Raw genomic sequence first — 21,725 nt, forward strand, 5'->3', positions numbered from 1 at the left:
CTCGCCACCGTGCGGGCTGTGATGGGCTACGGGGCACGATCACCGTGCTCCTGAGAAGCCGCCCGTCGAAGGAGCCCTCCCCATGCGTTCCACCGCCCGTGTCCTGTCCGTCGCGGCCCTGGCCAGCGCCACGCTCGGCTTCGCCGCCTCGGCCGCCCTCGCGGACCCGGCCGCGGAGGTCAGTCCGAGCACCGTCTCCCCGGGTGGCAGTGTCACCGTCTCGGTCTCCTGCGAAGCGACCGGCGGCCAGGCGCCCGCCACCATCGACGCCACCTCGGACGCCTTCGACGAGGGCACCGTCCAGTTGCAGCGCGTCCCCGGCAACGACGCGGAGACCGCGGGCCCCGCCTACCGCGGCGCCGCCCGTATCTCCTCGGCCGAGGACTTCGCGGCCGACGGCCCCGCCGAGGCGGGCGCGGACTCCGCGTGGACCGTCGACGGCACCTGCCCGGGCGCACCCGGCGGAAAGGGCAAGCCGTGGAGAGCCACTTTCCAGGGGAACCACGGCGAGGGCGGCGTCGAAGGCGATGGTGGCGGTGGCGCCGGTGGCGTCGACGGCAGTGGCGTTGGCAGTGGCGTTGGCGGGGTCGTGGGCGGTGGCGGTGGCGGTGACGTCGGCGGTAGCGGGGTCGTAGGTGGTGGCGGCGTCGGTGATGGCGGGGTCGTCGGCGGTGGAGAGAGCCGGCCCTGCCCCGGGCGGAACACCGACTCCTGTGGCAGCGCACCGGTCCAGCACGGGGTGGAGGCCGGCGAGGGCGGCACGTTCAGCGACTCCGTGCCCGCCCTGGTCATCGGCGGCATCCTGATCGCGGGCGCGATGGGCGCGGCCGCGTACCGGCTGTGGCACAGGGGCACCGTCCTGCGCGGCTGACCCGCCGTGTGACGGGCGCAACTCCAGCGAAAGCCCATGGGCCGGCGGCACCCTGGGTACTCAGAGCCCGACAGCACGACTGCGCGGAGGCACGCATGCGGCGGACGGACCCGGAAGGCCACGGCCCGGTCCGGTACGGGCCGCCGCCGCCCGAGGACGGGCTGCCCGTACTGCCCGCACTGGCCGGCGTGCTAGCGGGGGCCGCCGCCCGGGCCGAGGGGGAACCGACCGGTGGCGGTCCCGAGCTGATCGAGGCCGCGTGCGGCTACTGGCAGCGACGCGGTCTGGCGACCGAGCCGGGCCTCGTGGCCGCCGGCCCCGGGGCGCCTTCGCTGCTGCTCGCGCTGACCGCCGCCCTCGGCGGCGACGTCCTGGTGCCGAGGCCGTGCGCGGCCTGGTGGGCGCCGTACGCACGCCTGTTGGGAAGACCCGTCTTCCATGTCGCGACTCCGGCCGAGTGCGGTGGCGTCCCGGATCCGTACGCACTCCTGGAGACCGTGCGCAGAGTGCGCGCCGAGGGCGGGGACCCGCGACTGCTCGTGCTGTCGGTCGCCGACGACCCCACCGCCACCGTCGCCCCGCCCGAGGTGCTGCACGAGTGCATCGAGGCCGCCGCCGGGGAGGGCCTGCACCTGGTCAGCGACGAGACCTGGCGCGACACTCTGCACGAACCGCACGACACCGTGCTGCTCAGCCCCGCCGAGATGCTGCCCGACCGGGTCAGCGTCGTCACCGATCTGGCGGGCGCGTTGCTGCCGACGGCCTGGCCCGCCGCGGTGGCCCGTTTCCCGGCGGGCGCGACGGGCCCTGACCTCCACGCGCGCGTGCTCGACGTGCTGACCGCGCTCGGCGCCCGCGTCGCCGGCCCGGTCGCGGCCTCCGCCGCCCACGCGCTGCAGGAGCCCGAGCCGGTCACCGCGCGGGTGGCCGCCGCCGTACGCCTGCACGCACGCGTGGCCGCCGAGGTACACGCGGCGGTCGTCGCGGCGGGCGCCCTGTCGCGCCCCCCGCAGGCGGGCCGCCACCTGTACGCCGACCTCGGCCCGCTGCGCGCCGCCCTCACCGCGCACGGCGTCGGCGACGCGCAGGAGCTGGAGGACTTCCTCACCGCCCGGCTCGGCATGCCCGCGCCGGGCGGCCACCGCTTCGGCGACGAACTCGGCGCGCTGCGCGTACGGCTGTCCACCGGCCCGCTGCTGGGCCGTACGGACGAGGAACGCGCGGAATGCCTCATCTCACCCGCGCCGTTGGAACTGCCACACGTGCAACGCGCGTTGAGTCATGTGAAGTCGGTCTTCGACGATCTCCGCGACGACGCTCAGCGATGGGAGCCTCCTCGATGACGCAACAGACCGAGTCGACCACCACCACGAGCAGCACCACCACGAGCAGCACCACGACGAGCAGCACCACGACGAGCAGCATCAGTGCGAGCACCGGTACGGGTACGACGACACGTACGAGCGCCAGGGAAGCCGACGTTCGGGCGCCCACAGCCCCGTTCGCGACCTCGTTCCCACCGCTCACCGAACCCCGCCCGCTGGGCGAGCCCCGGGTGTGGCCGCGTACCTTCCACGACCGCCTGACCGCCCCGCTGCCCGATCTGAAGTCCATGGCCCGCTTCGCCCGCGAGGGTTCCGTCCGCCCCGGGCGCGCGGGCCTCGCCGACATCCCCAGGCTCCCCTTCGCACCCGCGCCGCTGCCCCGCGTCGACGCCCGCACCGTCGCCGTCTCCTGGGCGGGGCACGCCAGTTGGGTCCTCCGGATCGGCGGACTGACCGTCCTCACCGACCCGGTCTGGTCCCGCCGCATCCTCGGCACGCCCGCCCGCATCACCCCGGTCGGCATCCCCTGGAACACCCTGCCGCGCGTCGACGCCGTCGTCATCAGCCACAATCACTACGACCACCTGGACGCCCCCACACTGCGCCGGCTCCCGCGCGACACCCCGGTGTTCGTGCCGGCGGGACTGGGCGGCTGGTTCCGCCGCCGCCGGTTCACCACCATCACGGAACTGGACTGGTGGGAGGCGGCCGAACTGAACGGCGTCCGCTTCGACTTCGTCCCCGCCCACCACTGGTCCAAGCGCACCCTCATCGACACCTGCCGCACCCTGTGGGGCGGCTGGGTCCTCACAGCCCCCGACGGCCGGCGCGTCCACTTCGCCGGCGACACGGGGTACGGCCACTGGTTCGCCCGCATCGGCGAGCGCTACCCGGGCATCGACCTCGCCCTGCTCCCGATCGGTGCCTACGACCCACGCTGGTGGCTCAGCGACGTCCACTGCGACCCGGAGGAGGCGGTAAGGGCGGCCCAGGACCTCGGTGCGAGAAGGATGGCGCCCATGCACTGGGCGACGTTCGTGCTGTCCGCCGAGCCGGTCCTGGAACCGCTCACGCGGGTGCGTGCGGCTTGGGAGAAGGCGGGCCTGGCCCGAGAAGACCTGTGGGACCTGCCAGTTGGAGCCTCCCGGATCCTGTAGCGCCCCCAAGGGGGCGCTGGACCGTGTCCGAGTGCGGCTTTGCCGCGTGGGCACGACCACAGCCTCTACGACCTCGCCGCCCCCTTCCACGCACCGTCACCCCGCGGATCGAACCCGCTTCCACATACTGGGCGCCGCACCGACGACCACCGTCAGCACAACCGCCGCCACCACACCCTCCCAGGGCTCCTTGAACAAGGAGCCCCCCAAGATCCCGATCACCTGATACGTCACCGCCCACGCCAGACAGGCCGGCAGGTTCCCCCGGGCAAACCGCCGCAACGGCCACTTCGCCATCAGACAGGCCAGCATCACCGGAATCCGCCCGGCAGGAACCAGCCGGGACAACACCAGTACGGCGACCCCGTGCTCGGCGAGTTTCGACTGCGCCTGCGCAAGCCGCTCCTCGGGCGCCCGCGCCCGGATCGCCTCCAGCCACCGCGACCCGTTCTTCGACCCCATCCCGCGCCGCCCGAGCCAGTACAGCGCCGCATCCCCGAGGAACGCGGCCAACGACGCCGTCACGAACACCAGCGCCAGCGAGAACGGTGCCGTCTGATGAAACGCCACCACCGCCGCCGAACTCACCAGCGCCCCCGTCGGAATCACCGGCACCAGCGCCCCGAACAGCACCAGCAGGAACAGCGACGGATATCCGAGGGCCTGCTGGGTGGACTCCGGCGGCACCACCGTCGCCGTGGCGGCCAGCCACGTCACCTTGCGACCTCCAGCCGCACGCTCTCCCCATGTCCGAGCCGGTGCACCGCGACCTCGGGCGCGTACTCGGCCGCGAGGCGCGCGAACTCGTCGCCGGGCGAGTGGAATTCGTGCGGGCGCACGGCGTCCATCCCGATCGGCCAGTACGTGCCGTAGTGCACCGGCACCGCACTGCGCGGCGCCAGCCGGGCCAGCGCCTGGGCCGCCCGTCCCGCGTCCAGATGCCCCTCGCCGAGATACGGTCCCCAGCCGCCAACCGGCAGCAGCGCCACGTCGACCGGCCCGACCTCGCCGGCCATGTCGTCGAACAGCCCGGTGTCCCCGGCGAAGTACGTCCGCGCCTGGCCCTCGATGACGTAGCCGAGGGCGGGGCAGCGATGCGGTCCCAGCGGCAGCCGCCGCCCGTCGTGCTGCGCGGGAACGACCCGTACGACCACCTCGCCGACCGTCACCCGGTCCCCGGGCGCCACTTCGCTCACCTTGAGATGAGTGAGCCGCCGCAGTCCCGGCACCGCCCGGGGTGCACCCCGGGGCACCAGCAGCCGCGTGCCCTCGGCGAGCCGCTCCAGAGAGGGAACGTGCAGGTGGTCGGCGTGCAGATGGGACACAAGGGCCACGTCCGCGCGCCACGCTCCGGGCGGCGGCAGCGCCCCGCGACGGCGGCGGAGATGGGCGAGGCGCTGGGCGAACAGAGGGTCGGTGAGCAGGCGTATGTCCGAATCCGCGACCGTGCAGGTCGCATGACCCCACCAGGTGATCTCCACCGGCACCTCTTTGCCTCCTTCGCGCGACTCCCCCGAAGCCTACGGGCAGGAGTAGGGTCGGCGCCGAAACCCAGAGGTGAGGGGGACGCCATGGGAGGGGTGCGGGTCACGGCGATCGCGAGTCTGACGCCGCTGGAGGAACTGGAAGCCGATCCCTTCCTGGTGGACTCCCGCAGCCAGCACGCGATGTGCGCGCGCTGGGCCGCCGAGCGGGGCTACATCGTCAGCCGGGAGCTCCTGGTACGCGGGCTGCGGGCCGACCACTGCGTGCTGTGGGACGGCGTCCGGCCGGGGATCGACCTGTTCGTGGCGCCCAGCCGCCGGGTGCTGGAGAGCGCGCTGTCATCGGTTGAGGAGTTCACCGACGAGTGCGCCCGGCGCGGGGTGCGGGTGGAGACGGTGGGCTCCGCCGAGCCCCGCTACGACGCACAGATGAAGGCACGGGTGCACCGGCGCCTGTCGATGCCGACCGCCGGATACGACGGCCGCTGAAACAGCCCCCGCCCCGGTCACGGACCGCGTTGTCCGACCCTTGTGACAGTCTGAGTAAAAGCCCGCACCGACGACGGGCCAGGACGTGAGGTGGGCTGGGCGTGCGTGGCGTGCGTTGGCGGCGGGCCGCCAGTCAGGTGGGGCGGAGCGTCACGGTGTGGGCGGTGTCCACGGTCACCATGCTCGTCCTCGCCGGGATCCTGCCGGACTTCCGTCTCCAGTCCCCGGACGGCGAGAGCGCCACGCACATCGCCGTCACCGCCGCGTTCGGCGCCGGCGTCTTCGGTGTCCTGTCCGCCCTCGCCTGGCCACTGCTCGTACGACTGCTGCTGCTCGTGCCCGCGCTCGTACTGGGACTGCTCGTCTTCGTCCTGAACGGATCGCTGCTGCTGGTCGCCCTGCGGCTCAACCCGTCCGGCAATGCCGAGGCGGCCCCCGAGACCGCCGTCGTCGTGGCCGCCGTGATGTCCGCCGTGGCCTCCGCGACCGGCGCCGCCCTGGCCGTGCGCGACGACGACGCCTACCGGCGCCGCCTCTACCGCCTCGCCGACCGCCGCCGCAGACGGGGGCCACCGGGTCCGGCCACCCCGGGCACGGTCTTCCTTCAACTCGACGGCGTCGGCCACGACATACTCGTGTCGGCGGTCGCGAAGGGCCTTATGCCCACCGTCGCCGGCTGGCTGGAGGGCAGCCACCGGCTCACCCGCTGGCGCACCGACTGGTCCAGCCAGACCGGCGCCAGCCAGCTCGGCATCCTGCACGGCAGCAACCACGACATCCCGGCGTTCCGCTGGTACGAGAAGGACAGCCGCGAGGTGATGGTCTGCAACCGGCCGACCAGCGCCGCCGAACTCCAGCGCCGCGCCGTCGAGCGCACCGGTGACGGCGGCCTCCTCACCGCCGACGGCGCCAGCCGCGGCAACCTCTTCAGCGGCGGCGCCGACGAACAGGCCCTGGTGCTGTCCATCGCCACCCGCCGACGCGGCCGGGACAACCGGTCCCGTGCGGGCTACTTCGCGTACTTCGCCGACCCGGCCAACGCCGTGCGCACCGCCATGTCCTTCGTCGCCGAGGTCGGCCGTGAGATGGGCCAGTCCACCCGGGCCCGCGCCAGGAAGCAGCGCCCGCGCGTCGCACGCGGCGGCCTGTACCCCCTGGTCCGCGCCTTCGCGACGGTCATCGAGCGGGACGTCGTCGTCACCGCGGTCATGGGCGACATGCTCGCCGGGCGCACCGCCGTCTACGCCGACCTGGTGGCCTACGACGAAGTGGCGCACCACTCCGGGCCGACGAGCCGGGACGCCGAGAAGGTCCTTGAGCGCCTCGACCGCTCGCTGGCGCTGATCGCGAACGTCGCCGAGCACGCCCCGCGGCCGTACCGCATCGTCGTCCTGTCCGACCACGGACAAAGCCCCGGTGAGACGTTCCGCGCCCGCTACGGCCTGGACCTCGCAGACCTGGTGCGGGCCGGCTGCGGGCTGCCCGTACCGCGCAGGGCGCAGCGCACCCACAGTGGCGCCGAGGCCCGCGCGGCCGTGCGTGCGGCGCTGCGCCGGCCCGTGGAGGAAGGCGACGACCAGTACCGGCCCTCCCGCCGCTCGGAGCCGATCGTGCTGGCCTCCGGCAACCTCGGCCTGGTCTCCTTCCCGGACGTGCCGCACCGGATGAGCAAGGAGGAGATCGACGCCCGGCATCCGGCCCTGCTGACGACGCTCGCCAACCATCCCGGCATCGGCTTCCTGCTGGTGCGCAGCGAGGAGCACGGCGGGGTCGTGCTCGGCGCGTACGGCGCGGAGATCCCACTGGAGCGGCTCGACGAGGACCCGGGCCCGCTGGCGGCCTTCGGGCCCGGTGCCGCCGACGCCGTCCGCCGCACGCACTCCTTCCCGCACACCGCCGACATCATGGTCAACTCCTTCCACGACCCGGCCGACGGCGAGGTCCTCGCCTTCGAGGAGCAGATCGGCTCGCACGGCGGGCTCGGCGGCCCGCAGGGCAGACCCTTCCTGCTCTCCCCGATCGCCTTCCCCGAGCCGGTCGAGGACGGGCGGGAACTCGTCGGGGCGGAGGAGATCCACCGCGTGCTGCGGCGCTGGCTGCGGGAGACGGACGGCCCCCAGATACCCCTGGACGCGGAGCCGGAGGAACGGGCCGCCTGAAAATCGGCTGCGCCCGGACGGCCGGGGGAACACACTGTTCGAGTCGCAAACCCCTCGAACACCCCCAAGGAGCCCCTGCGTTGCAGGCTGCCGTCAGCGTCACTCCCGCCCGTGTCCCCGAACTGCTGCTGGGCCTGGCCACCGTGCGGCCGGTCTTCATCTGGGGTGCCCCAGGGATCGGAAAGTCCTCCCTCGTCAGGGACTTCGCAGAGTCGTTGGGGCTTACGTGTGTGAGCCTGCTCGGTACCCAGCTCGCGCCCGAGGACCTCATCGGAGTGCCCCAGATCCGAGACGGGCGCTCGGTGTTCTGCCCGCCGGAGGCCATCGCCCGCGACGAGCCGTACTGCCTGTTCCTGGACGAGCTGAACGCGGCCACACCGGATGTGCAGAAGGCGTTCTACTCCCTCATCCTCGACCGCCGTATCGGCAGCTACGAACTGCCGAAGGGCTCGATCGTCATCGGCGCCGGAAACCGGTCGACGGACAACGCGCTCGCGCGGCCCATCGCCTCCGCCCTCGTCAACCGCCTCACCCACGTCCATCTGGAGGCGTCCGCCAAGGACTGGCTGACCTGGGCCGCGAACAACGCCATCCACCCCTGGATCCTCGACCACCTGACCGACCGGCCCGACCACCTGTGGTCCAAGCCGCCGAAGACCGAGGAGCCCTTCTCCACGCCCCGCTCCTGGCACATGCTCTCCGACGCGCTGCACTCCTTCGGCCAGGGGCTCGACGAGGAGACCCTGAAGGTCCTCGCGCACGGCACGCTGACACCCCGGCACGCCACCGCGTTCTGCGGCTACGTCAAGATCGTGCGCAGCCAGTTCGGCATCGAGGCGATCATCAAGGGCGACGCCCGCTGGCCGAACCGGCTCGCGGACCGCGACCTGCTCTACTACCTCGCCGAGTCCTTCCGCGGCCGCCTGATCAAGGAGCTGCCGGTCAGCAAGGAGCACATGTCGGCGAACGGCCGGCAGACCGCGTACCGGGCCAAGTCGCTGCTCGTGCAGCTCGCGGAGATCTCCGTCGAGGTCGCCCAGACCGTCATCGCCTCCGACGCCGACGGCAACCCCGTCCTGCCCGCGTGGTTCCTCATCGAGGCCGCCCGGGACATGCCCCGGCTGGTGGAGGCGCGCCGGTGAGCAGGACCCGGGGCAAGGGGCAGAAGAAGCGGGACCTCGCGTCCGAGGCGTTCGCCGAGGGGATGCGGCTGGTGAAGGCCAACCCGGCGCTGGCGGCCGTCGACTTCGCCGTCTGCAGGCAGGAGGAGTGCCGGTGCGCGCCCCGCGACCACCTCGTGGTCGTCGACTCCAACGGCGACCTGCACGTCCACCCGAGACGCCTGGCCGAACCCGCCGCCTGGGCCTGGGCCGTCGCGCACGCCGTGCTGCACCTCGGCTTCGGACACGTCCCGGCGGTGAAGGGCCCGCAACCGCGCGAACAGCCCGACCGGTACGACCTCGCCGCGCGCTGCGTCGTCGTCAACCGCTTCCTGCTGAACTTCACCATCGGCACCACCCCCGAGGAACTCCCCGCCTCCTATCCCGACGGCGACGAGGAGCAACTCGCCGCGCGCTGGCGGCGGGACGGGATCCCGCCCGCGTACGAGCGCTGCGGAACGGCGGGCGACGAGCCCGACCTGCTGCTTCTGCCGTGGGCGGGCTGGATGCAGCCCCCGGACCACCAGCTGGCGTTCGCCACCGCCCTGACCCGGACCGTGTCGGCGGCGATGGACATGGCGGGCGGCCGCCGCGACTCCCTCACCGGCGAAGTGGCCCCGCAGCGCCCCTGGCAGCAGGCCCTGAGCTGGTTCATCTCCTCCTACCCGCTGCTCGGCGGCATCGCGGCCGGCATCACCCTCGTCGCCGACGCCGAACTCACCCGCGCCCACGGCATCTCCGTCGCCGCGGTGAACCCGGAGTCCGGCGAGATCTACGTCAACCCCCTGCGCCATTTCGACGACGAGGAATGGCGGTTCATCCTCGCCCACGAGATGCTGCACGCCGCCCTGCGCCACGGCGACCGCTGCGGCACCCGCGACCCCTACCTGTTCAACATCGCCTGCGACTACGTCATCAACGGCTGGCTGTGCGAAATGCAGGTCGGCACCATGCCGGAGGGCCTGCTGTACGACCCCGCCCTCGCCGGTCTCTCGTCCGAGGAGGTCTACGACCGCCTCGCCGGTGACCTGCGCCGGATGCGCCGCCTTGCCACCCTGCGCGGCAAGGGCCTCGGCGACGTCCTCGGCGCCCCGCTGGGCCCGCCCGGCGACTACGTCGACCTCGACGAGTTCTACCGCCGCGGCCTCTACCAGGGCCTGGACCTGCACCAGCAGCAGGAGCGCGGCCTCCTGCCGGGCGGCCTGGTCGAGGAGATCCGCGCGCTGAGCCACCCGCCGCTCCCCTGGGACGCCCAACTCGCCCGCTGGTTCGACGAGTTCGTGCCCAGCCCACAGCCCGTACGGACGTACGCGCGCCCCTCCCGGCGCCAGTCCTCCACCCCGGACATCCCGCGCGCGGGCCGCTACTTCCCGCCCGAGGAGATCGCCCGCTGCACCTTCGGCGTGGTCCTCGACACCTCGGGCTCGATGGAGCGCACGCTGCTCGGCAAGGCCCTCGGCGCCATCGCCTCCTACGCCGGCGCCCGCGACGTACCGGCCGCCCGCGTCGTCTTCTGCGACGCGGCCCCGCACGACGCGGGCTATGTGCCGGTCACCGAGATCGCCGGCCGGGTCCGGGTCCACGGCCGTGGGGGCACGGCCCTGCAGCCCGGCATCGACCTGCTGCACCGCGCGGACGACTTCCCGCCGGGCGCCCCCGTCCTCGTCATCACGGACGGCTGGTGCGACGTGCTGCGGGTGCGGCGCGAGCACGCGTATCTCATCCCGCAGGGCGCACGCCTGCCGTTCACCGCGCGTGGGCCCGTGTTTCGGGTGCAGTAGGCCGGAATGTGATCGGATGGCGTCGCAAGGAACAATCAGAATTCGGAAGGACTCACCGTGGCAACCACGCGCTCCGCACACACCGTCTGGGAAGGCAGCCTGATCGAGGGCAGCGGTGTCGTCAATTTCGACTCCTCCGGTGCCATCGAGGCACAGCCGGTCACGTGGGCTTCACGCTCCCAGGACGCCAATGGCAAGACCAGTCCCGAAGAGCTGATCGCCGCCGCGCACTCCAGCTGCTTCTCCATGGCGCTGTCGCACGCCCTGAACGGCTCCGGCACCCCGCCCACCAAGCTCGTCACCTCGGCGGACGTGAACTTCCAGCCGGGTGAGGGCATCACCGGCATCCACCTCACCGTCGAGGGCACGGTCCCCGGCATCGACGAGGACGCCTTCGTCGCCGCCGCCGAGGACGCCAAGAAGAACTGCCCGGTCAGCCAGGCCCTGACCGGCACGACGATCACTCTGTCGGCCAAGCTCGCCTGACACCCGTACGGCCTGTACGGCCCTCGATGCCGCGCCCCGCGGGCCAGGGGGCGCGGCACCGTCGTTTCCGGGGTACCCGGCGTACGTGGGGTACGCGGCCTACGTGGGGCACGCGGCATTGACAACAGCCCACTCAAGTTTTGTGCTGGAGTCTGGGAAGCGCCCTGGCGGAAGGGGACGGAGATGGCACGTGCGGTCGGGATCGATCTCGGGACCACGAACTCGGTGGTGGCCGTCCTGGAGGGCGGCGAGCCCACGGTCGTCGCCAACGCGGAGGGAGCCCGGACCACACCGTCCGTCGTGGCCTTCGCCAAGAACGGGGAGGTACTGGTCGGCGAGGTCGCCAAGCGGCAGGCGGTGACGAACGTCGAGCGGACCGCGCGCTCGGTGAAGCGGCACATGGGCCACGCGCAGTGGCGCTTCCCCGACGAGGGCTCCGTGGACGGGACGCGCTACCGGGCGCAGGAGCTGTCCGCACGGGTCCTGCAGAAGCTGAAGCGCGACGCGGAGTCCTACCTCGGCGAGGACGTCACGGACGCGGTGATCACCGTACCGGCGTACTTCGACGACTCGCAGCGGCAGGCCACCAAGGAGGCGGGGGAGATCGCGGGGCTGAAGGTCCTGCGGATCATCAACGAGCCCACGGCCGCCGCCCTCGCCTACGGCCTGGACCGGGGCGAGGAGCAGACCGTGCTGGTCTTCGACCTCGGCGGCGGCACCTTCGACGTGTCACTGCTGGAGATCGGGGACGGCGTCATCGAGGTGAAGGCCACCAACGGCGACACCCACCTCGGCGGCGACGACTGGGACCAGCGGATCGTCGAGCACCTGGTCAAGAAGTTCAAGGGCCAGTACGGCATCGACCTCGGCAAGGACAAGATGGCGCTGCAACGGCTGCGGGAGGGCGCCGAGAAGGCGAAGATCGAACTGTCCAGCTCGTCCGAGACGGCGATCAACCTGCCCTACATCACGGCCTCCGCCGAGGGCCCGCTGCACCTGGACGAGAAGATGACCCGCGCCCAGTTCCAGGAGCTCACCGCCGACCTCCTCGACCGCTGCAAGACCCCCTTCCACCAGGCGGTCAAGGACGCCGGCATCAAACTGTCCGCGGTCGACCACGTCATCCTCGTCGGCGGCTCCACCCGGATGCCCGCGGTCACCGACCTGGTCAAGGACCTCACCGGCAAGGACCCGCACAAGGGCGTCAACCCCGACGAGGTCGTGGCCGTCGGCGCGGCCCTGCAGGCCGGTGTCATCCGCGGCGACGTCAAGGACGTCCTGCTGCTCGACGTCACACCGCTGTCCCTGGGCATCGAGACCAAGGGCGGCATCATGACAAAGCTGATCGAGCGCAACACGACGATCCCGACCCGGCGTTCGGAGATCTTCACGACGGCCACCGACAACCAGCCCTCGGTGGGCATCCAGGTCTACCAGGGCGAGCGCGAGATCGCCGCGTACAACAAGAAGCTGGGCGTCTTCGACCTGACCGGGCTGCCGCCCGCCCCGCGCGGGATCCCGCAGATCGAGGTTGCCTTCGACATCGATGCCAACGGAATCATGCACGTGTCGGCCAAGGACCTGGCAACGGGCCGGGAACAGAAGATGACGGTGACCGGCGGTTCCGCCCTGCCCAAGGACGACATCGACCGCATGATGCGGGAGGCCGAGCAGTACGCCGAGGAGGACCGGGGGCGCCGGGAGGCCGCCGAGACCCGCAACCAGGCCGAGCAACTCGTCTACCAGACCGAGAAGTTCATACGGGACAACGAGGAGCGGATTCCCGCGGACACCAGGACGGAGGTCCAGGAGGCCGTCACGGAACTGAAGGGCCTGCTGGAACGGAACGCGGAGACGGGTGAGTTGCGCACCGGCGTCGAGAAACTCGCCACCGTCAGCCAGAAGATGGGCCAGGCCATGTACGCCCAGGCCGACCAGACCCCCACCGACACGGACACCGGCACCGGCACCGGCACCGAACAGCACACGGCACCGCCGGAGGAGGAAGGTGTGGTCGACGCAGAGATCGTCGACGAGGACGACCGTGACACCAAGGGCGGCGCGGCCTAGAACCCCGGCCTGGCGGTGGTTCCCTCGGCCCGGATCAGGCCGGTGAGGAGGAGGGCGACGGCGACATACGGCAGGAAACCCGCAGCGGTGTGGTCATGGGCGCGCCCTCGTGTGTCCGAGGGGGAGGGCGGCGCACACGGCATCCAGGACAGACGCGTACGGAGTGCCGAACTCGGTGAGCCGGCACCGGAGTTGATCGAGTCCGGCACGGTGTTCCGTCAGCACGTCCGTGTCGCCGGTGCGCGCCGCGAACTCCAGCACGGCGGGCAGGAAGTCGGGCAGTTCCTCGCCGGTGAACTCCAGGCCGGCGGCGCGGTATACCTCCTGGAAGCGGACCAGCGCCATGCCGCGCTGCCGGGTGTCCCCGTCCCGCCACCAGCTCAGACAGAGGCTGTGGCGGTTCTCGGAGGCGAAGACCTGGACGTAGTGCGCGGCCAGTTCCTGAGGCGGTGTGACGGCCGCGTGATCCACGAACTCCCGCAGCTGCGGGGCCGCTTCGCGCAGCAGCGGCAGCCGGGCCCGGAAGTCCTCGTCGGGATAGGTCAGGCAGAGTGCTGCCGCCTGGTACAGCACGGCGTCCGAGGGCATCAGGTCTCCTTCACGTCGGCCGGGCCGACCGGGTCGTCGGCCGCCTCGGCCGGATGGTCGGCGCTCCGGCGTCCGCGCAGCAGGTGGAAGTTCTCCACCGGCACCAGCGGCAGCCGCCTGCGCCCCGGGTCCTGACCGAAGGGGCTGTCACCGCCGATCCCTGGCCCGCCGGCGTGGTCGAGACCGCACCTGTCACAGAGCCGGCAGTGGCGGCCGTGGCCTCCGGTCGGCGGGCGTCGCCCACGGCCGCCGTCGGAATCACGTCACTCCGCGTGTGGAGTTCACGGCCTTGTCATGGCTCCAGCGGTCCCGGTGGAAGGCGTCCGCCTCCCGCCCGCAGGTCAGGCCGATGCTGTGCGGATCGGGCGCCGGGATACCGGGCCGGAAGAAGCGGCCGGCGAGCAACAGCGCCGCTCCCGGCCCGGTGGGCGGTATCCGCGTGTCGGCCACGTGCGTCGCTCCCTTGCTCGCTCTGGCCTACGACGCTAGGGGCGAGCGGGGGAACGCACCCGTTCACGGCAGCCGTACGGGTCAGGGGCGGGGCAGAGCCGGGCCGGGCTTGCGGGCGACACCTGCGTACACCGGCACGACACCCTCCGCCTGCACCGCCACGTCCTCGGCCTCCGGGCGCCATCCGGTCACCGGGATCACACCGGGGCCGAGCAGTTCCAGGCCGTCGAAGAAGCGCCGGAACTCGGTGATCGACCGGGGGTGGAAGGGCGTGCCACCGGCCCGGAAGGCACCGGCGGCCTTTGCGACGGCCTCCGGATTCAGGTCGGGGGTGACCTGCGACAGGATCAGACAGCTGCCCGGGGCCAGCGCCGCGACGTAACTCCCCACCATTCCGTAGACATCGTCGCCGTCGGCCTCGTCACCCAGGTAGTGGGTCAACGCGACCAGCGACAGTGCGACAGGCCGCGTGAAGTCCAGGGACTCCTCGGCCCGCGCAAGGAGCGTGCCGACGTCCCGCACGTCCGCGTGCACGTAGTCCGTGCTGCCCTCGGCGGAGCCGTGCAGCAGCGCCTGGGCGTGCCGCAGCACGATCGGGTCGTTGTCCGCGTACACCACCCGGGCCTCAGGTGCCACGCCCTGCGCCACCTGGTGCAGGTTGGGCTCGGTGGGGATGCCCGTGCCGATGTCCAGGAACTGGCGTATCCCCGCCTCGGCAACCGTGCGGACGGCCCGGTGCATGAACCTCCGGTTGGCCCGTGCCCCACGTACCGCGGTGTTGTCCAGGGCGAGAATCCTGCGCGCCAGTTCCTCGTCCACCGGGTAGTTGTCCTTGCCGCCCAGCCACCAGTCGTACACGCGGGCGGGATGCGGCCGGCTGGTGTCGATCTGCGGCGCGGCGTCGGAACCGGTCATGCGGTGTCTGCTCCTCGATGCGATGGGGAACGGTGCCGTGCGTGACTCAGACGTTCGTGGCTGAGGCGTTCGTGACCGGGACGGACTCAGAAGTTCCTGCGGCACTCCCGCAGAATCCTCTTCGTGCGCTGGGCCGACGCGGCCCGCGCCGTCATGTGGTCGAGGACCTCCAGGTGTGCGGAGACCTCCGTGCGCGAGTCGAGGTACAGGGCCCCGGTCAGGTACTCGGTGAAGACCATGTCGGGCAGCTCCGGTTCGCCGAAGCGGAACAGCGTGAAGGGCGCGTACGTCCCCGGGTGAGGGCCGTCCTTGAACTCGGCGATCTGCAGCGTGACCCGGTCGCGCTCGGCGAAGTCCAGCAGCTTGTCCAGCTGTTCGCGCATCACCTCGCCGCGGGTGCTCACCGGACGCCGCAAGACCGTTTCGTCCATGATCACCCACAGGTGGGGCGGATCCGGGCGCTCCAGGAGCCGCTGGCGGGCCATCCGCAGGGACACATGCCGCTCGATGGTCTCCGGTCCGGTCTGCCCGACCGTTCCCGCCTCCATCACGGCATGCGCGTACTGCGCGGTCTGCAGCAGTCCGGGTACGAAGTGCGGCTCGTAGGAGCGGACGATGGTCGCGGCGCCCTCCAGGCTCACATAGAGGCTGAACCAGTCCGGCAGCACGTCGTGGAACCGCTGCCACCAGCCCGGCCGGTTCGCCTCCTCGGCGAGGGCGACGAACGCGGCCGCCTCGTCGTCCGGGACGCCGTACGTCTCCAGCAGCACCTGGACGTACGGGATCTTCAGGGCGACCTCGGCCATCTCCATCCGCCGTACGGTCGCGGGGGCCACCCGCAGGACGCGAGCGGCCTCCTCACGTTTGAGCCGGGCCGTCTCCCGCAGCTCCTGCAGTCGCTTGCCGAGGACCACCTGACCGACGGTGGGCGCGGGACGCCGTTCGCTCACGCCACGCCTCCCCTACCCGCCGAAGTATGCGCGAGCAGTGTGCCATGTTCCGGTGCCGGTCTCACGGGATCGATGGTGAGGCGCTCGCCACGTGGGTCGTCGGCGGGGCCGGCCGGTGCCGCATCACCCCTCGGCACCCGGGTCCCAGCTGCCACGACCGCACCTCGGCGGAGGACGATTCGCCATGTCCGCGACCCAGTTCACCGCGCTCGCCCGGACCCGTGACCCGCACACCGCGCTGCGTCGCTTCCTCGCCCTGGACGCGGCCGTGACCGGCGCCAACGGTCTCCTCTGCCTCGCCGCGTCCGGACCGCTGGGCCGGTTTCTCGGTGTCGGCTCGGGACTGCTCCTCGAACTCGGCGTATTCCTCGCGGTGTTCGCCGCCGGTGTAGGGGTGCTCGCCTCCCGCGCCCGCCCGGCCACGCTGCCCGTGCGGGACGTGGTCGAGGCCAACCTCGCCTGGGCGGCGCTCAGTTGTGTCGCGTTGGCGGTGTGGCTCACGCCCAGTGCGGCCGGTGCGGTGTGGACGGTGCTGCAGGCGGTCACCGTGGCAGGCTTCGCCCTGTTGCAGTACGCGGCCCTGAGGGCACGTCAGGGAAGAAGCGACTGAAGGTACTTGACCGTCGCCGGGTCGGCCGGGAGGAACGTCTCGATGGCCAGCTCGGCGACCGTCACGTCCATGGGGGTGTTGAAGGTGGAGATGGAGGAGATGAAGGACAGCGTCCGGCCCTCGTGCTCGACCTGCATCGGCAGGGCGAAGTAGGGGACCGGGTCCACCGGTTCGCGCGCGTGCTCCGCTTCGCGCACCGGGTAGGCCGCCACCTCCTCGTACAGCGCCCGCAGTGGCTCCGAGCGGTGCAGCGCGATCTGCCGCTCCATCTGGGCGAGCAGATGGCCGCGCCACTCACGGAGGTTGCGGATGCGGGGCGCCAGGCCCTCGGGGTGCAGCGTCAGCCGCATGGCGTTCAACGGCGGTTCGAGCAGGGACTCCGGGACACCTTCCAGCAGCATCGTGATGCCCCGGTTGGCCGCGACGACGTTGTACACCGCGTCGACCACCAGCGCGGGGTAGGGCTCGTAGCCCTGGATGAGGCGTTCCATGCCCTGGCGGAGTGCGTCCAACGCGGGCGAGTCCAGCGGGGTCTCCGGATAGTGCGGGGCGTAACCGGCCGCCAGCAGCAGGGCGTTGCGCTCGCGTACCGGGACGTCCAGGTGCTCGGCCAGCCTGAGCACCATCTGCTCGCTCGGCCGGGAACGGCCCGTCTCGATGAAGCTGATGTGCCGCGCCGAGGAGTCGGCACGCAGTGCCAGCTCCAGCTGGCTGACCCGCCGCCGCTCCCGCCAGGCCCTCAGCAGAGGGCCGACCCCTTTGCCGTCGGAGGTGGCTGCGGATGCCGGGTGTCCGGTCGCGACAGTGGTCATACGTACGACCGTAGCCGAGGAGCGGGTGTGGATCTCCCCGCTCGCCGACGATCTCGGTGCCGTGCGTGTCCGCGGCCCTGTGATCGGGCACCCCCTTACTGACCAGGGCCGTCGTGGCACGGCTGTGGCAGGCTGAGGACATACCCCCAGGAAGGAGCGAGGTCATGGCTGTCGAACCGCTGTCGCAGAAGGAGATCGAGGACCGGCTCGCCGAGCTGCCGGGCTGGTCCCTCGACGGGGACCGCATCACCCGCTCCTACCGGCTCGGCACGCATTTCGCGGCGACGGCGATGGTCGTGCACATCGCCCAGGTCCAGGAGGAGCTCGACCACCACAGCGACCTCGCCCTCGGCTACAACACGGTGTCCCTGTCCGTGAACACGCACAGTGCGGGCGGCAGGGTCACCGAGCTCGACTTCGGTCTGGCCCGCAAGGTCGAGGACCTGGCACAGGGCCACGGGGCACACTGACCGGCGTGCTCGACTACGACAAGGAAGCCGGCGCGTACGACGTCACGCGCGGCGGCGAACCCAGGGCCGCGGCCGCCGCGGACGCCGTGCTGCGCCTGGTCCCCGCCGACGCGGGCCGGCTCCTCGACCTCGCCTGCGGCACCGGGATCGTCACCAGGCGGCTCGCGGCCGCGCGGCCCGCGACCCGGGTGACGGGCGCCGATCTGACGGACGGCATGGCACGGATGGCGGCAGCCCGCCTGCCGGGCTCGGTCCTGCTGGCCGACGGCCGCCGGCTGCCGTTCCCGGATTCGACGTTCGACGCGGTCGCCACCGTGTGGCTGCTGCATCTGCTCGACGAACCCGAGGACGTGCGGGCCACGGTCGCCGAATGCGCCCGTGTACTGCGGCCCGGCGGTGTTTACGTCACCACCGTCGACAAGGCGGCCGCCCACGACGTCGGCAGCGACATCGACGCCGTCCTCGCACCGCGCCCGCGCCGCCCGGCCCGGGACGCCGGACCGCTCGTGGAGGTGTACGCCGCCGCGCACCGCCTGTCCCCGGCCGGGCAGGACCGCTTCCCGGGACACGGCCAGGGCCGTAGCCCTCGGCGCACCGCCGCGGACCTGCGGCGCGGCTGGTTCACGGTACTGCCGCCCGGCGACCCGGTCACCGAGCGGTTCGTGGCGCGGATTCAGGCGCTGCCCGACCAGGACCGGCCGCGCGCCGACCCGGAGTTCACCCTGCGTGCCTTCAGGAAGCCGGCAGCCGACTGAAGTCCATCGTCCAGTTGGCCGACCAGGTCTGCCCGTCGTCGACGGAGAACGCCTGCTCCCAGTGCGCGGAGACCGGCGACACGTCCGCCCACACGTACCTCACCCGGACGTCCTTGCCGTCGTGGGTGTCGTCGCCGTAGAACTCGCCACGATCGCCGTCGAAGCGCCCGAGAACCGGCGGGAACAGCCGGCCGCTGCGGCTCGACGACCAGTTCAGCGACCACTCCTTCGTCTCCGCGTCGAAGAGCCGGAGCGTGAGCCCCTTCGCACCCAGGTGAGGCATGTCGATCTCGTCCACGTTCGCGGCCCCGTCGAACAACGGTCGGCACCAGGCCGTCGCCGGGAACTCCTCCCAGCCGCTGTCCGGGTCGAGGAAGTCGGTGCGGCGGCGGTTCACGACCTGCCACTCGCCGTGGAGGAAGTCGAAGTCGTGCGGGCTGCTCATGAGCGGTCTCCAGTGGTTCCTTCGGGCAGGGAATCGGCCAGGTAGGCGTCGAGGTCCGGGACTTCGGGGCTGAGCAGGTGCCGTACCCAGGCGTCCCGTTCGTGCAGCACCGGCGGCAGTTCGAAGACGCAGCCGATCCAGGGCAGTCCGGGCCTGACGAAGTGCGTCGGGTCGTGGTCGGGGCAGCCGATCACGGGCTGGCCCGCCGCCGCGTTCGCGTAGTGCAGGACGTTGTCCCACACCCAGCTGTACGCGTTGATGTAGGCGCCGTCGTCGTTTCCCCTGTGCACGACGACGAAGGTCGCGGGCGGAGTGCCGTCCGGCTCCGGCAGCAGCTCCGGAAGGAACGCGTACGCCGCCTTCTCGACGTCCGGTGCGATCCCGGCCGGGTCGGCGGTGACGTGGTAGCGCTTGATGCGCCGCCCCGCCACCTCGATCGGCGGCGGCACGGTCAGGAGTTTCTCCTTGAAAGCCATGGCGGGGACGCTAGGCCGACTTCACTGACATCCTGTGTCAGTGAAGTCCAGCCGACTCGTCTCGATCCTGCTCCTGCTCCAGACCCGGGGCCGGATGACCGCCGCCCAGCTCGCCGAGGAACTGGAGGTCTCCGTCCGCACGGTCTACCGGGACGTGGACGCGCTGAGCGCGGCGGGCGTCCCGCTGTACGGCGACGCGGGCCACGCCGGCGGCTACCGCCTGCTCGACGGCTACCGCACCCGGCTCACCGGCCTCACCACGGAAGAGGCGGAGGCCCTCTTTCTCGCCGGCGCCCCCGGTCCGGCCGCCGAACTGGGTCTCGGATCGGTCCTGGCCGCGGCCCAGCTCAAGGTCCGCGCCGCGCTGCCGCCGGAGCTGCGCGCGCACGCCGACCGCATCAGCGGCCGCTTCCACCTGGACGCGCCGGGCTGGTACGCGGACGCCGAACAGGCGCCGTTTCTGCCCGCCGTCGCCGACGCGGTGTGGAACAGCCGCGTGCTCGACGTCCTGTACCGGCGGTGGGCCGAACCCACCGACGTGGAGCGCCGCCTGGAGCCGTACGGACTGGTGCTGAAGGCCGGCCGCTGGTACGTCGTCGCGGGCCCGGGACCGCGCACGTTCCGCGTCGACCAGATCCTCCGACTCGCCCCGGCGGGAGAGGAGTTCACCCGCCCGGACGACTTCGACCTGGCCGCGTACTGGACGGCGTACCAGCGCGACTTCCACGGCCGGCTGTACCGCGGCGAGGCGCTGGTGCGGGTGGCGCCCGGCGTGAAGCCGGCGAGAGCGGTGGACAGCCGTACGGACGACGACGGCTGGACCCTCGCCCGGGTCCCCATCGAGTCCGTCGAGCACGCTCATGGCGAGTTCCTGCGTCTGGGCGCGGACATCGAGGTGCTCCAACCGCCCGAGCTGCGCGCGCGCATCGCCCGTACGGTGGCCGAACTGGCCGGAAGATACGGCAGCTTGCCGGAGACCGGGGGCGACTGAGAGTGCGGAATCAGTCCGTCCTTCTGTGGAACTCCGGTACGGCCGGCGTTGGGCCGGGGGCCGGCCGAGGAGGGATCAACGCCCCTGATGCCGCTGCTCCGCCTGCTCGCGAGGGGCTTCGATGAGCGTGGTGACGTGGGGCCGGTCGCTGCGGCTGATCGCGGCGACGCCGATGTGCCGGATCGGTCCCGGCTGCTTGACCGGGACGGTGCGCAGGCCAGGGATCTCCGGGGCGAGCGCAACTGAGGGGATCAAGGACACTCCCACACCCGCGGCGACGAGCGAGCGGGCGAAGAAGTAGTCAGTGGTCGCGCCGCGCACTTCCGGATCGAAGCCGGCACGCTCGGCGTAGCGGCGCAGATATGCCTCGGTTTTCAGGCAGCCGAGTTCAGCCCGCAACAGATCGCCCTGGCCTGGCTGCTCGCCCGCTCCCCGGCAGTGATCCCGGTGCCGGGAGCCGGCCGCCAGGCCTCCATCACCGACTCGGTCCGCGCCGCCGACCCCACACTGACCACGGAGGAACTGACACGACTCGAGGATGCTCTGCCGGGCTGAGCCGGGTCACGGGTCGCCGCTCGCCGACCTTGAGCGAGGAGGGCCGGGACCCGGTGCCTCGATCCGCCGACGGTGTACGCCCCGACGGAAAGGTGGTCGCCCGCAGGCTGCGGGCGACCACCTCACCGGTCGGTCAGAGGCCGCCGAGCAGGCCGCCCAGGAGACCGGTCACGATGCCCAGGAGGCCGCCCAGCAGATCGCCCGAGGAGCTGTCGTCGTCCGACGGAGTGAGACAGGCCTCGTGACCCATGAGGGACACGTGGGTCGCTCCGGCGCACGTGCTCGGGGTGTCGGTCGTCGTAGCCGCAGAGGCGCTCGGCGCCATCAGGGTCAGAGCGAGTACGGGAGCGGCGAGGACCGCCGCGACGCGGGCGCGCGTCGACTTGCGTGTGCGCTGCGACATAACTGACCTTTCGCAGATATGGGGAAATCTTCCTTGATCAGACTCACGCGGTCGCCTGCACTCCGCAACTCGAACATCGCTCACAGTGACCACGGCCTGGTCGGGCGCAGCTCCCGTGAAGCCGTAGGCCACCCGCCGCCGCCTTCCGAAGCCGTCCTCCTTCCATGGGGGAACGCGCGAGTGCCGGGCGACCCCCAGAGCGGGTGGGGGTCGCCCGGCCGGTGGGCCCCGTCGTCGGGTGACGGGACCGCGGACACGGAGCTTCCAGGCGGCTCCGCGGGAGACACGGTGCCTGCCACGTCCTGTCAGGGGCGTGGGACTGC

The 21,725-nt window shown here is 72.0% G+C and carries 24 protein-coding genes and 1 pseudogene; 14 read left to right on the forward strand and 11 right to left on the reverse strand.

Features of this window, described 5'->3' with window-relative positions; genetic code table 11:
• The first annotated feature begins 82 nt into the window (after positions 1-82).
• The 3 genes from OOK07_RS36130 to OOK07_RS36140 all read left to right on the forward strand — a co-directional run bounded on the left by OOK07_RS36130 (position 83) and on the right by OOK07_RS36140 (position 3,353).
• On the forward strand, positions 83-871 hold the full coding sequence (locus OOK07_RS36130; RefSeq protein ID WP_266800696.1) for a hypothetical protein: 789 nt from the start codon (positions 83-85) through the stop codon (positions 869-871).
• Positions 872-966: 95 nt separating this feature from the next.
• Positions 967-2,214 carry an aminotransferase class I/II-fold pyridoxal phosphate-dependent enzyme gene (locus OOK07_RS36135; RefSeq protein WP_266686335.1) on the forward strand — a complete coding sequence of 416 codons (1,248 nt, stop codon included), beginning with the start codon at positions 967-969 and terminating at the stop codon, positions 2,212-2,214.
• Positions 2,211-3,353 carry an MBL fold metallo-hydrolase gene (locus tag OOK07_RS36140; protein ID WP_266800698.1) on the forward strand — a complete coding sequence of 381 codons (1,143 nt, stop codon included), beginning with the start codon at positions 2,211-2,213 and terminating at the stop codon, positions 3,351-3,353. Before OOK07_RS36135 ends, OOK07_RS36140 begins: the two co-directional genes overlap by 4 nt.
• 96 nt (positions 3,354-3,449) lie before the next feature.
• Here OOK07_RS36140 and OOK07_RS36145 read toward each other — a convergent pair whose 3' ends face one another.
• Positions 3,450-4,070, reverse strand: a complete 621-nt coding sequence (locus tag OOK07_RS36145; RefSeq protein WP_266686338.1) for a DedA family protein — start codon at positions 4,068-4,070, stop codon at positions 3,450-3,452.
• Positions 4,067-4,840 (reverse strand): MBL fold metallo-hydrolase, encoded by a 774-nt coding sequence (locus OOK07_RS36150; RefSeq protein ID WP_266686339.1) that lies wholly within the window; start codon positions 4,838-4,840, stop codon positions 4,067-4,069. Before OOK07_RS36150 ends, OOK07_RS36145 begins: the two co-directional genes overlap by 4 nt.
• 84 nt (positions 4,841-4,924) lie before the next feature.
• On the opposite strand from OOK07_RS36150, the gene OOK07_RS36155 reads away from it, so the two are divergent.
• The 6 genes from OOK07_RS36155 to dnaK all read left to right on the forward strand — a co-directional run bounded on the left by OOK07_RS36155 (position 4,925) and on the right by dnaK (position 12,982).
• Positions 4,925-5,326 (forward strand): hypothetical protein, encoded by a 402-nt coding sequence (locus tag OOK07_RS36155; RefSeq protein ID WP_266686340.1) that lies wholly within the window; start codon positions 4,925-4,927, stop codon positions 5,324-5,326.
• 101 nt (positions 5,327-5,427) lie between these two features.
• Positions 5,428-7,485 carry a phage holin family protein gene (locus OOK07_RS36160; protein WP_266800701.1) on the forward strand — a complete coding sequence of 686 codons (2,058 nt, stop codon included), beginning with the start codon at positions 5,428-5,430 and terminating at the stop codon, positions 7,483-7,485.
• Positions 7,486-7,565: 80 nt separating this feature from the next.
• A complete protein-coding gene (locus OOK07_RS36165) occupies positions 7,566-8,627 on the forward strand; it encodes an ATP-binding protein (protein ID WP_266686342.1) in 1,062 nt (353 codons plus the stop codon).
• A complete protein-coding gene (locus OOK07_RS36170; protein WP_266800703.1) occupies positions 8,624-10,426 on the forward strand; it encodes a vWA domain-containing protein in 1,803 nt (600 codons plus the stop codon). Before OOK07_RS36165 ends, OOK07_RS36170 begins: the two co-directional genes overlap by 4 nt.
• Before the next feature lie 57 nt (positions 10,427-10,483).
• Positions 10,484-10,912 carry an OsmC family protein gene (locus OOK07_RS36175; RefSeq protein WP_266686344.1) on the forward strand — a complete coding sequence of 143 codons (429 nt, stop codon included), beginning with the start codon at positions 10,484-10,486 and terminating at the stop codon, positions 10,910-10,912.
• A gap of 183 nt (positions 10,913-11,095) precedes the next feature.
• Positions 11,096-12,982, forward strand: coding sequence for a molecular chaperone DnaK (gene dnaK, locus OOK07_RS36180; RefSeq protein ID WP_266800705.1), 1,887 nt, complete (start codon positions 11,096-11,098; stop codon positions 12,980-12,982).
• A 93-nt stretch (positions 12,983-13,075) separates the two neighbouring features.
• Here the strand turns inward: dnaK and narJ are convergent, their stop codons facing one another.
• The 4 genes and pseudogenes from narJ to OOK07_RS36200 all read right to left on the reverse strand — a co-directional run bounded on the left by narJ (position 13,076) and on the right by OOK07_RS36200 (position 15,885).
• Positions 13,076-13,570 (reverse strand): nitrate reductase molybdenum cofactor assembly chaperone, encoded by a 495-nt coding sequence (gene narJ / locus OOK07_RS36185; protein ID WP_266800707.1) that lies wholly within the window; start codon positions 13,568-13,570, stop codon positions 13,076-13,078.
• A gap of 264 nt (positions 13,571-13,834) precedes the next feature.
• Positions 13,835-14,020 (reverse strand): annotated as a pseudogene (locus OOK07_RS36190) (hypothetical protein); the annotation flags it as partial.
• Between the two features lie 81 nt (positions 14,021-14,101).
• The gene (locus tag OOK07_RS36195) at positions 14,102-14,935 is read right to left on the reverse strand and encodes an SAM-dependent methyltransferase (RefSeq protein ID WP_266800710.1); all 834 of its coding nucleotides are present in this window, start codon (positions 14,933-14,935) and stop codon (positions 14,102-14,104) included.
• 86 nt (positions 14,936-15,021) lie between these two features.
• A complete protein-coding gene (locus tag OOK07_RS36200; RefSeq protein ID WP_266800712.1) occupies positions 15,022-15,885 on the reverse strand; it encodes a Sco1979 family transcriptional regulator in 864 nt (287 codons plus the stop codon).
• 184 nt (positions 15,886-16,069) lie between these two features.
• On the opposite strand from OOK07_RS36200, the gene OOK07_RS36205 reads away from it, so the two are divergent.
• The gene (locus tag OOK07_RS36205; protein ID WP_266686352.1) at positions 16,070-16,495 is read left to right on the forward strand and encodes a hypothetical protein; all 426 of its coding nucleotides are present in this window, start codon (positions 16,070-16,072) and stop codon (positions 16,493-16,495) included.
• Here OOK07_RS36205 and OOK07_RS36210 read toward each other — a convergent pair.
• The gene (locus OOK07_RS36210) at positions 16,477-17,307 is read right to left on the reverse strand and encodes a helix-turn-helix domain-containing protein (RefSeq protein WP_266800714.1); all 831 of its coding nucleotides are present in this window, start codon (positions 17,305-17,307) and stop codon (positions 16,477-16,479) included. The genes OOK07_RS36205 and OOK07_RS36210 overlap by 19 nt on opposite strands.
• 164 nt (positions 17,308-17,471) lie before the next feature.
• On the opposite strand from OOK07_RS36210, the gene OOK07_RS36215 reads away from it, so the two are divergent.
• Both OOK07_RS36215 and OOK07_RS36220 read left to right on the forward strand, forming a co-directional pair.
• Entirely contained in the window at positions 17,472-17,777 is a 306-nt protein-coding gene (locus OOK07_RS36215) for a 4a-hydroxytetrahydrobiopterin dehydratase (RefSeq protein ID WP_266800716.1), read from the forward strand.
• A gap of 5 nt (positions 17,778-17,782) precedes the next feature.
• The gene (locus OOK07_RS36220) at positions 17,783-18,532 is read left to right on the forward strand and encodes a class I SAM-dependent methyltransferase (protein ID WP_266800717.1); all 750 of its coding nucleotides are present in this window, start codon (positions 17,783-17,785) and stop codon (positions 18,530-18,532) included.
• On the opposite strand, the gene OOK07_RS36225 is transcribed toward OOK07_RS36220, so the two are convergent.
• Together OOK07_RS36225 and OOK07_RS36230 are read right to left on the reverse strand one after the other, a co-directional pair.
• Complete coding sequence (locus tag OOK07_RS36225) at positions 18,510-18,977, reverse strand: hypothetical protein (RefSeq protein ID WP_266800719.1); 468 nt, start codon at positions 18,975-18,977, stop codon at positions 18,510-18,512. The genes OOK07_RS36220 and OOK07_RS36225 overlap by 23 nt on opposite strands.
• Positions 18,974-19,453, reverse strand: a complete 480-nt coding sequence (locus OOK07_RS36230; protein WP_266800721.1) for a hypothetical protein — start codon at positions 19,451-19,453, stop codon at positions 18,974-18,976. The genes OOK07_RS36225 and OOK07_RS36230 overlap by 4 nt, the downstream gene beginning before the upstream one ends.
• A gap of 40 nt (positions 19,454-19,493) precedes the next feature.
• Between OOK07_RS36230 and OOK07_RS36235 the strand changes: the two genes are divergently transcribed.
• Entirely contained in the window at positions 19,494-20,444 is a 951-nt protein-coding gene (locus OOK07_RS36235; RefSeq protein ID WP_266800723.1) for a helix-turn-helix transcriptional regulator, read from the forward strand.
• A gap of 75 nt (positions 20,445-20,519) precedes the next feature.
• Here the strand turns inward: OOK07_RS36235 and OOK07_RS36240 are convergent, their stop codons facing one another.
• Positions 20,520-20,843, reverse strand: a complete 324-nt coding sequence (locus OOK07_RS36240) for a LysR substrate-binding domain-containing protein (protein ID WP_406312930.1) — start codon at positions 20,841-20,843, stop codon at positions 20,520-20,522.
• Positions 20,844-20,891: 48 nt separating this feature from the next.
• On the opposite strand from OOK07_RS36240, the gene OOK07_RS36245 reads away from it, so the two are divergent.
• The gene (locus OOK07_RS36245) at positions 20,892-20,999 is read left to right on the forward strand and encodes a hypothetical protein (protein WP_266800724.1); all 108 of its coding nucleotides are present in this window, start codon (positions 20,892-20,894) and stop codon (positions 20,997-20,999) included.
• A gap of 133 nt (positions 21,000-21,132) precedes the next feature.
• On the opposite strand, the gene OOK07_RS36250 is transcribed toward OOK07_RS36245, so the two are convergent.
• Positions 21,133-21,402 carry a hypothetical protein gene (locus OOK07_RS36250; protein ID WP_266686356.1) on the reverse strand — a complete coding sequence of 90 codons (270 nt, stop codon included), beginning with the start codon at positions 21,400-21,402 and terminating at the stop codon, positions 21,133-21,135.
• Between the last annotated feature and the right edge of the window lie 323 nt (positions 21,403-21,725).

Source organism: Streptomyces sp. NBC_00078 (assembly GCF_026343335.1).
Classification (GTDB): Bacteria; Actinomycetota; Actinomycetes; order Streptomycetales; family Streptomycetaceae; genus Streptomyces.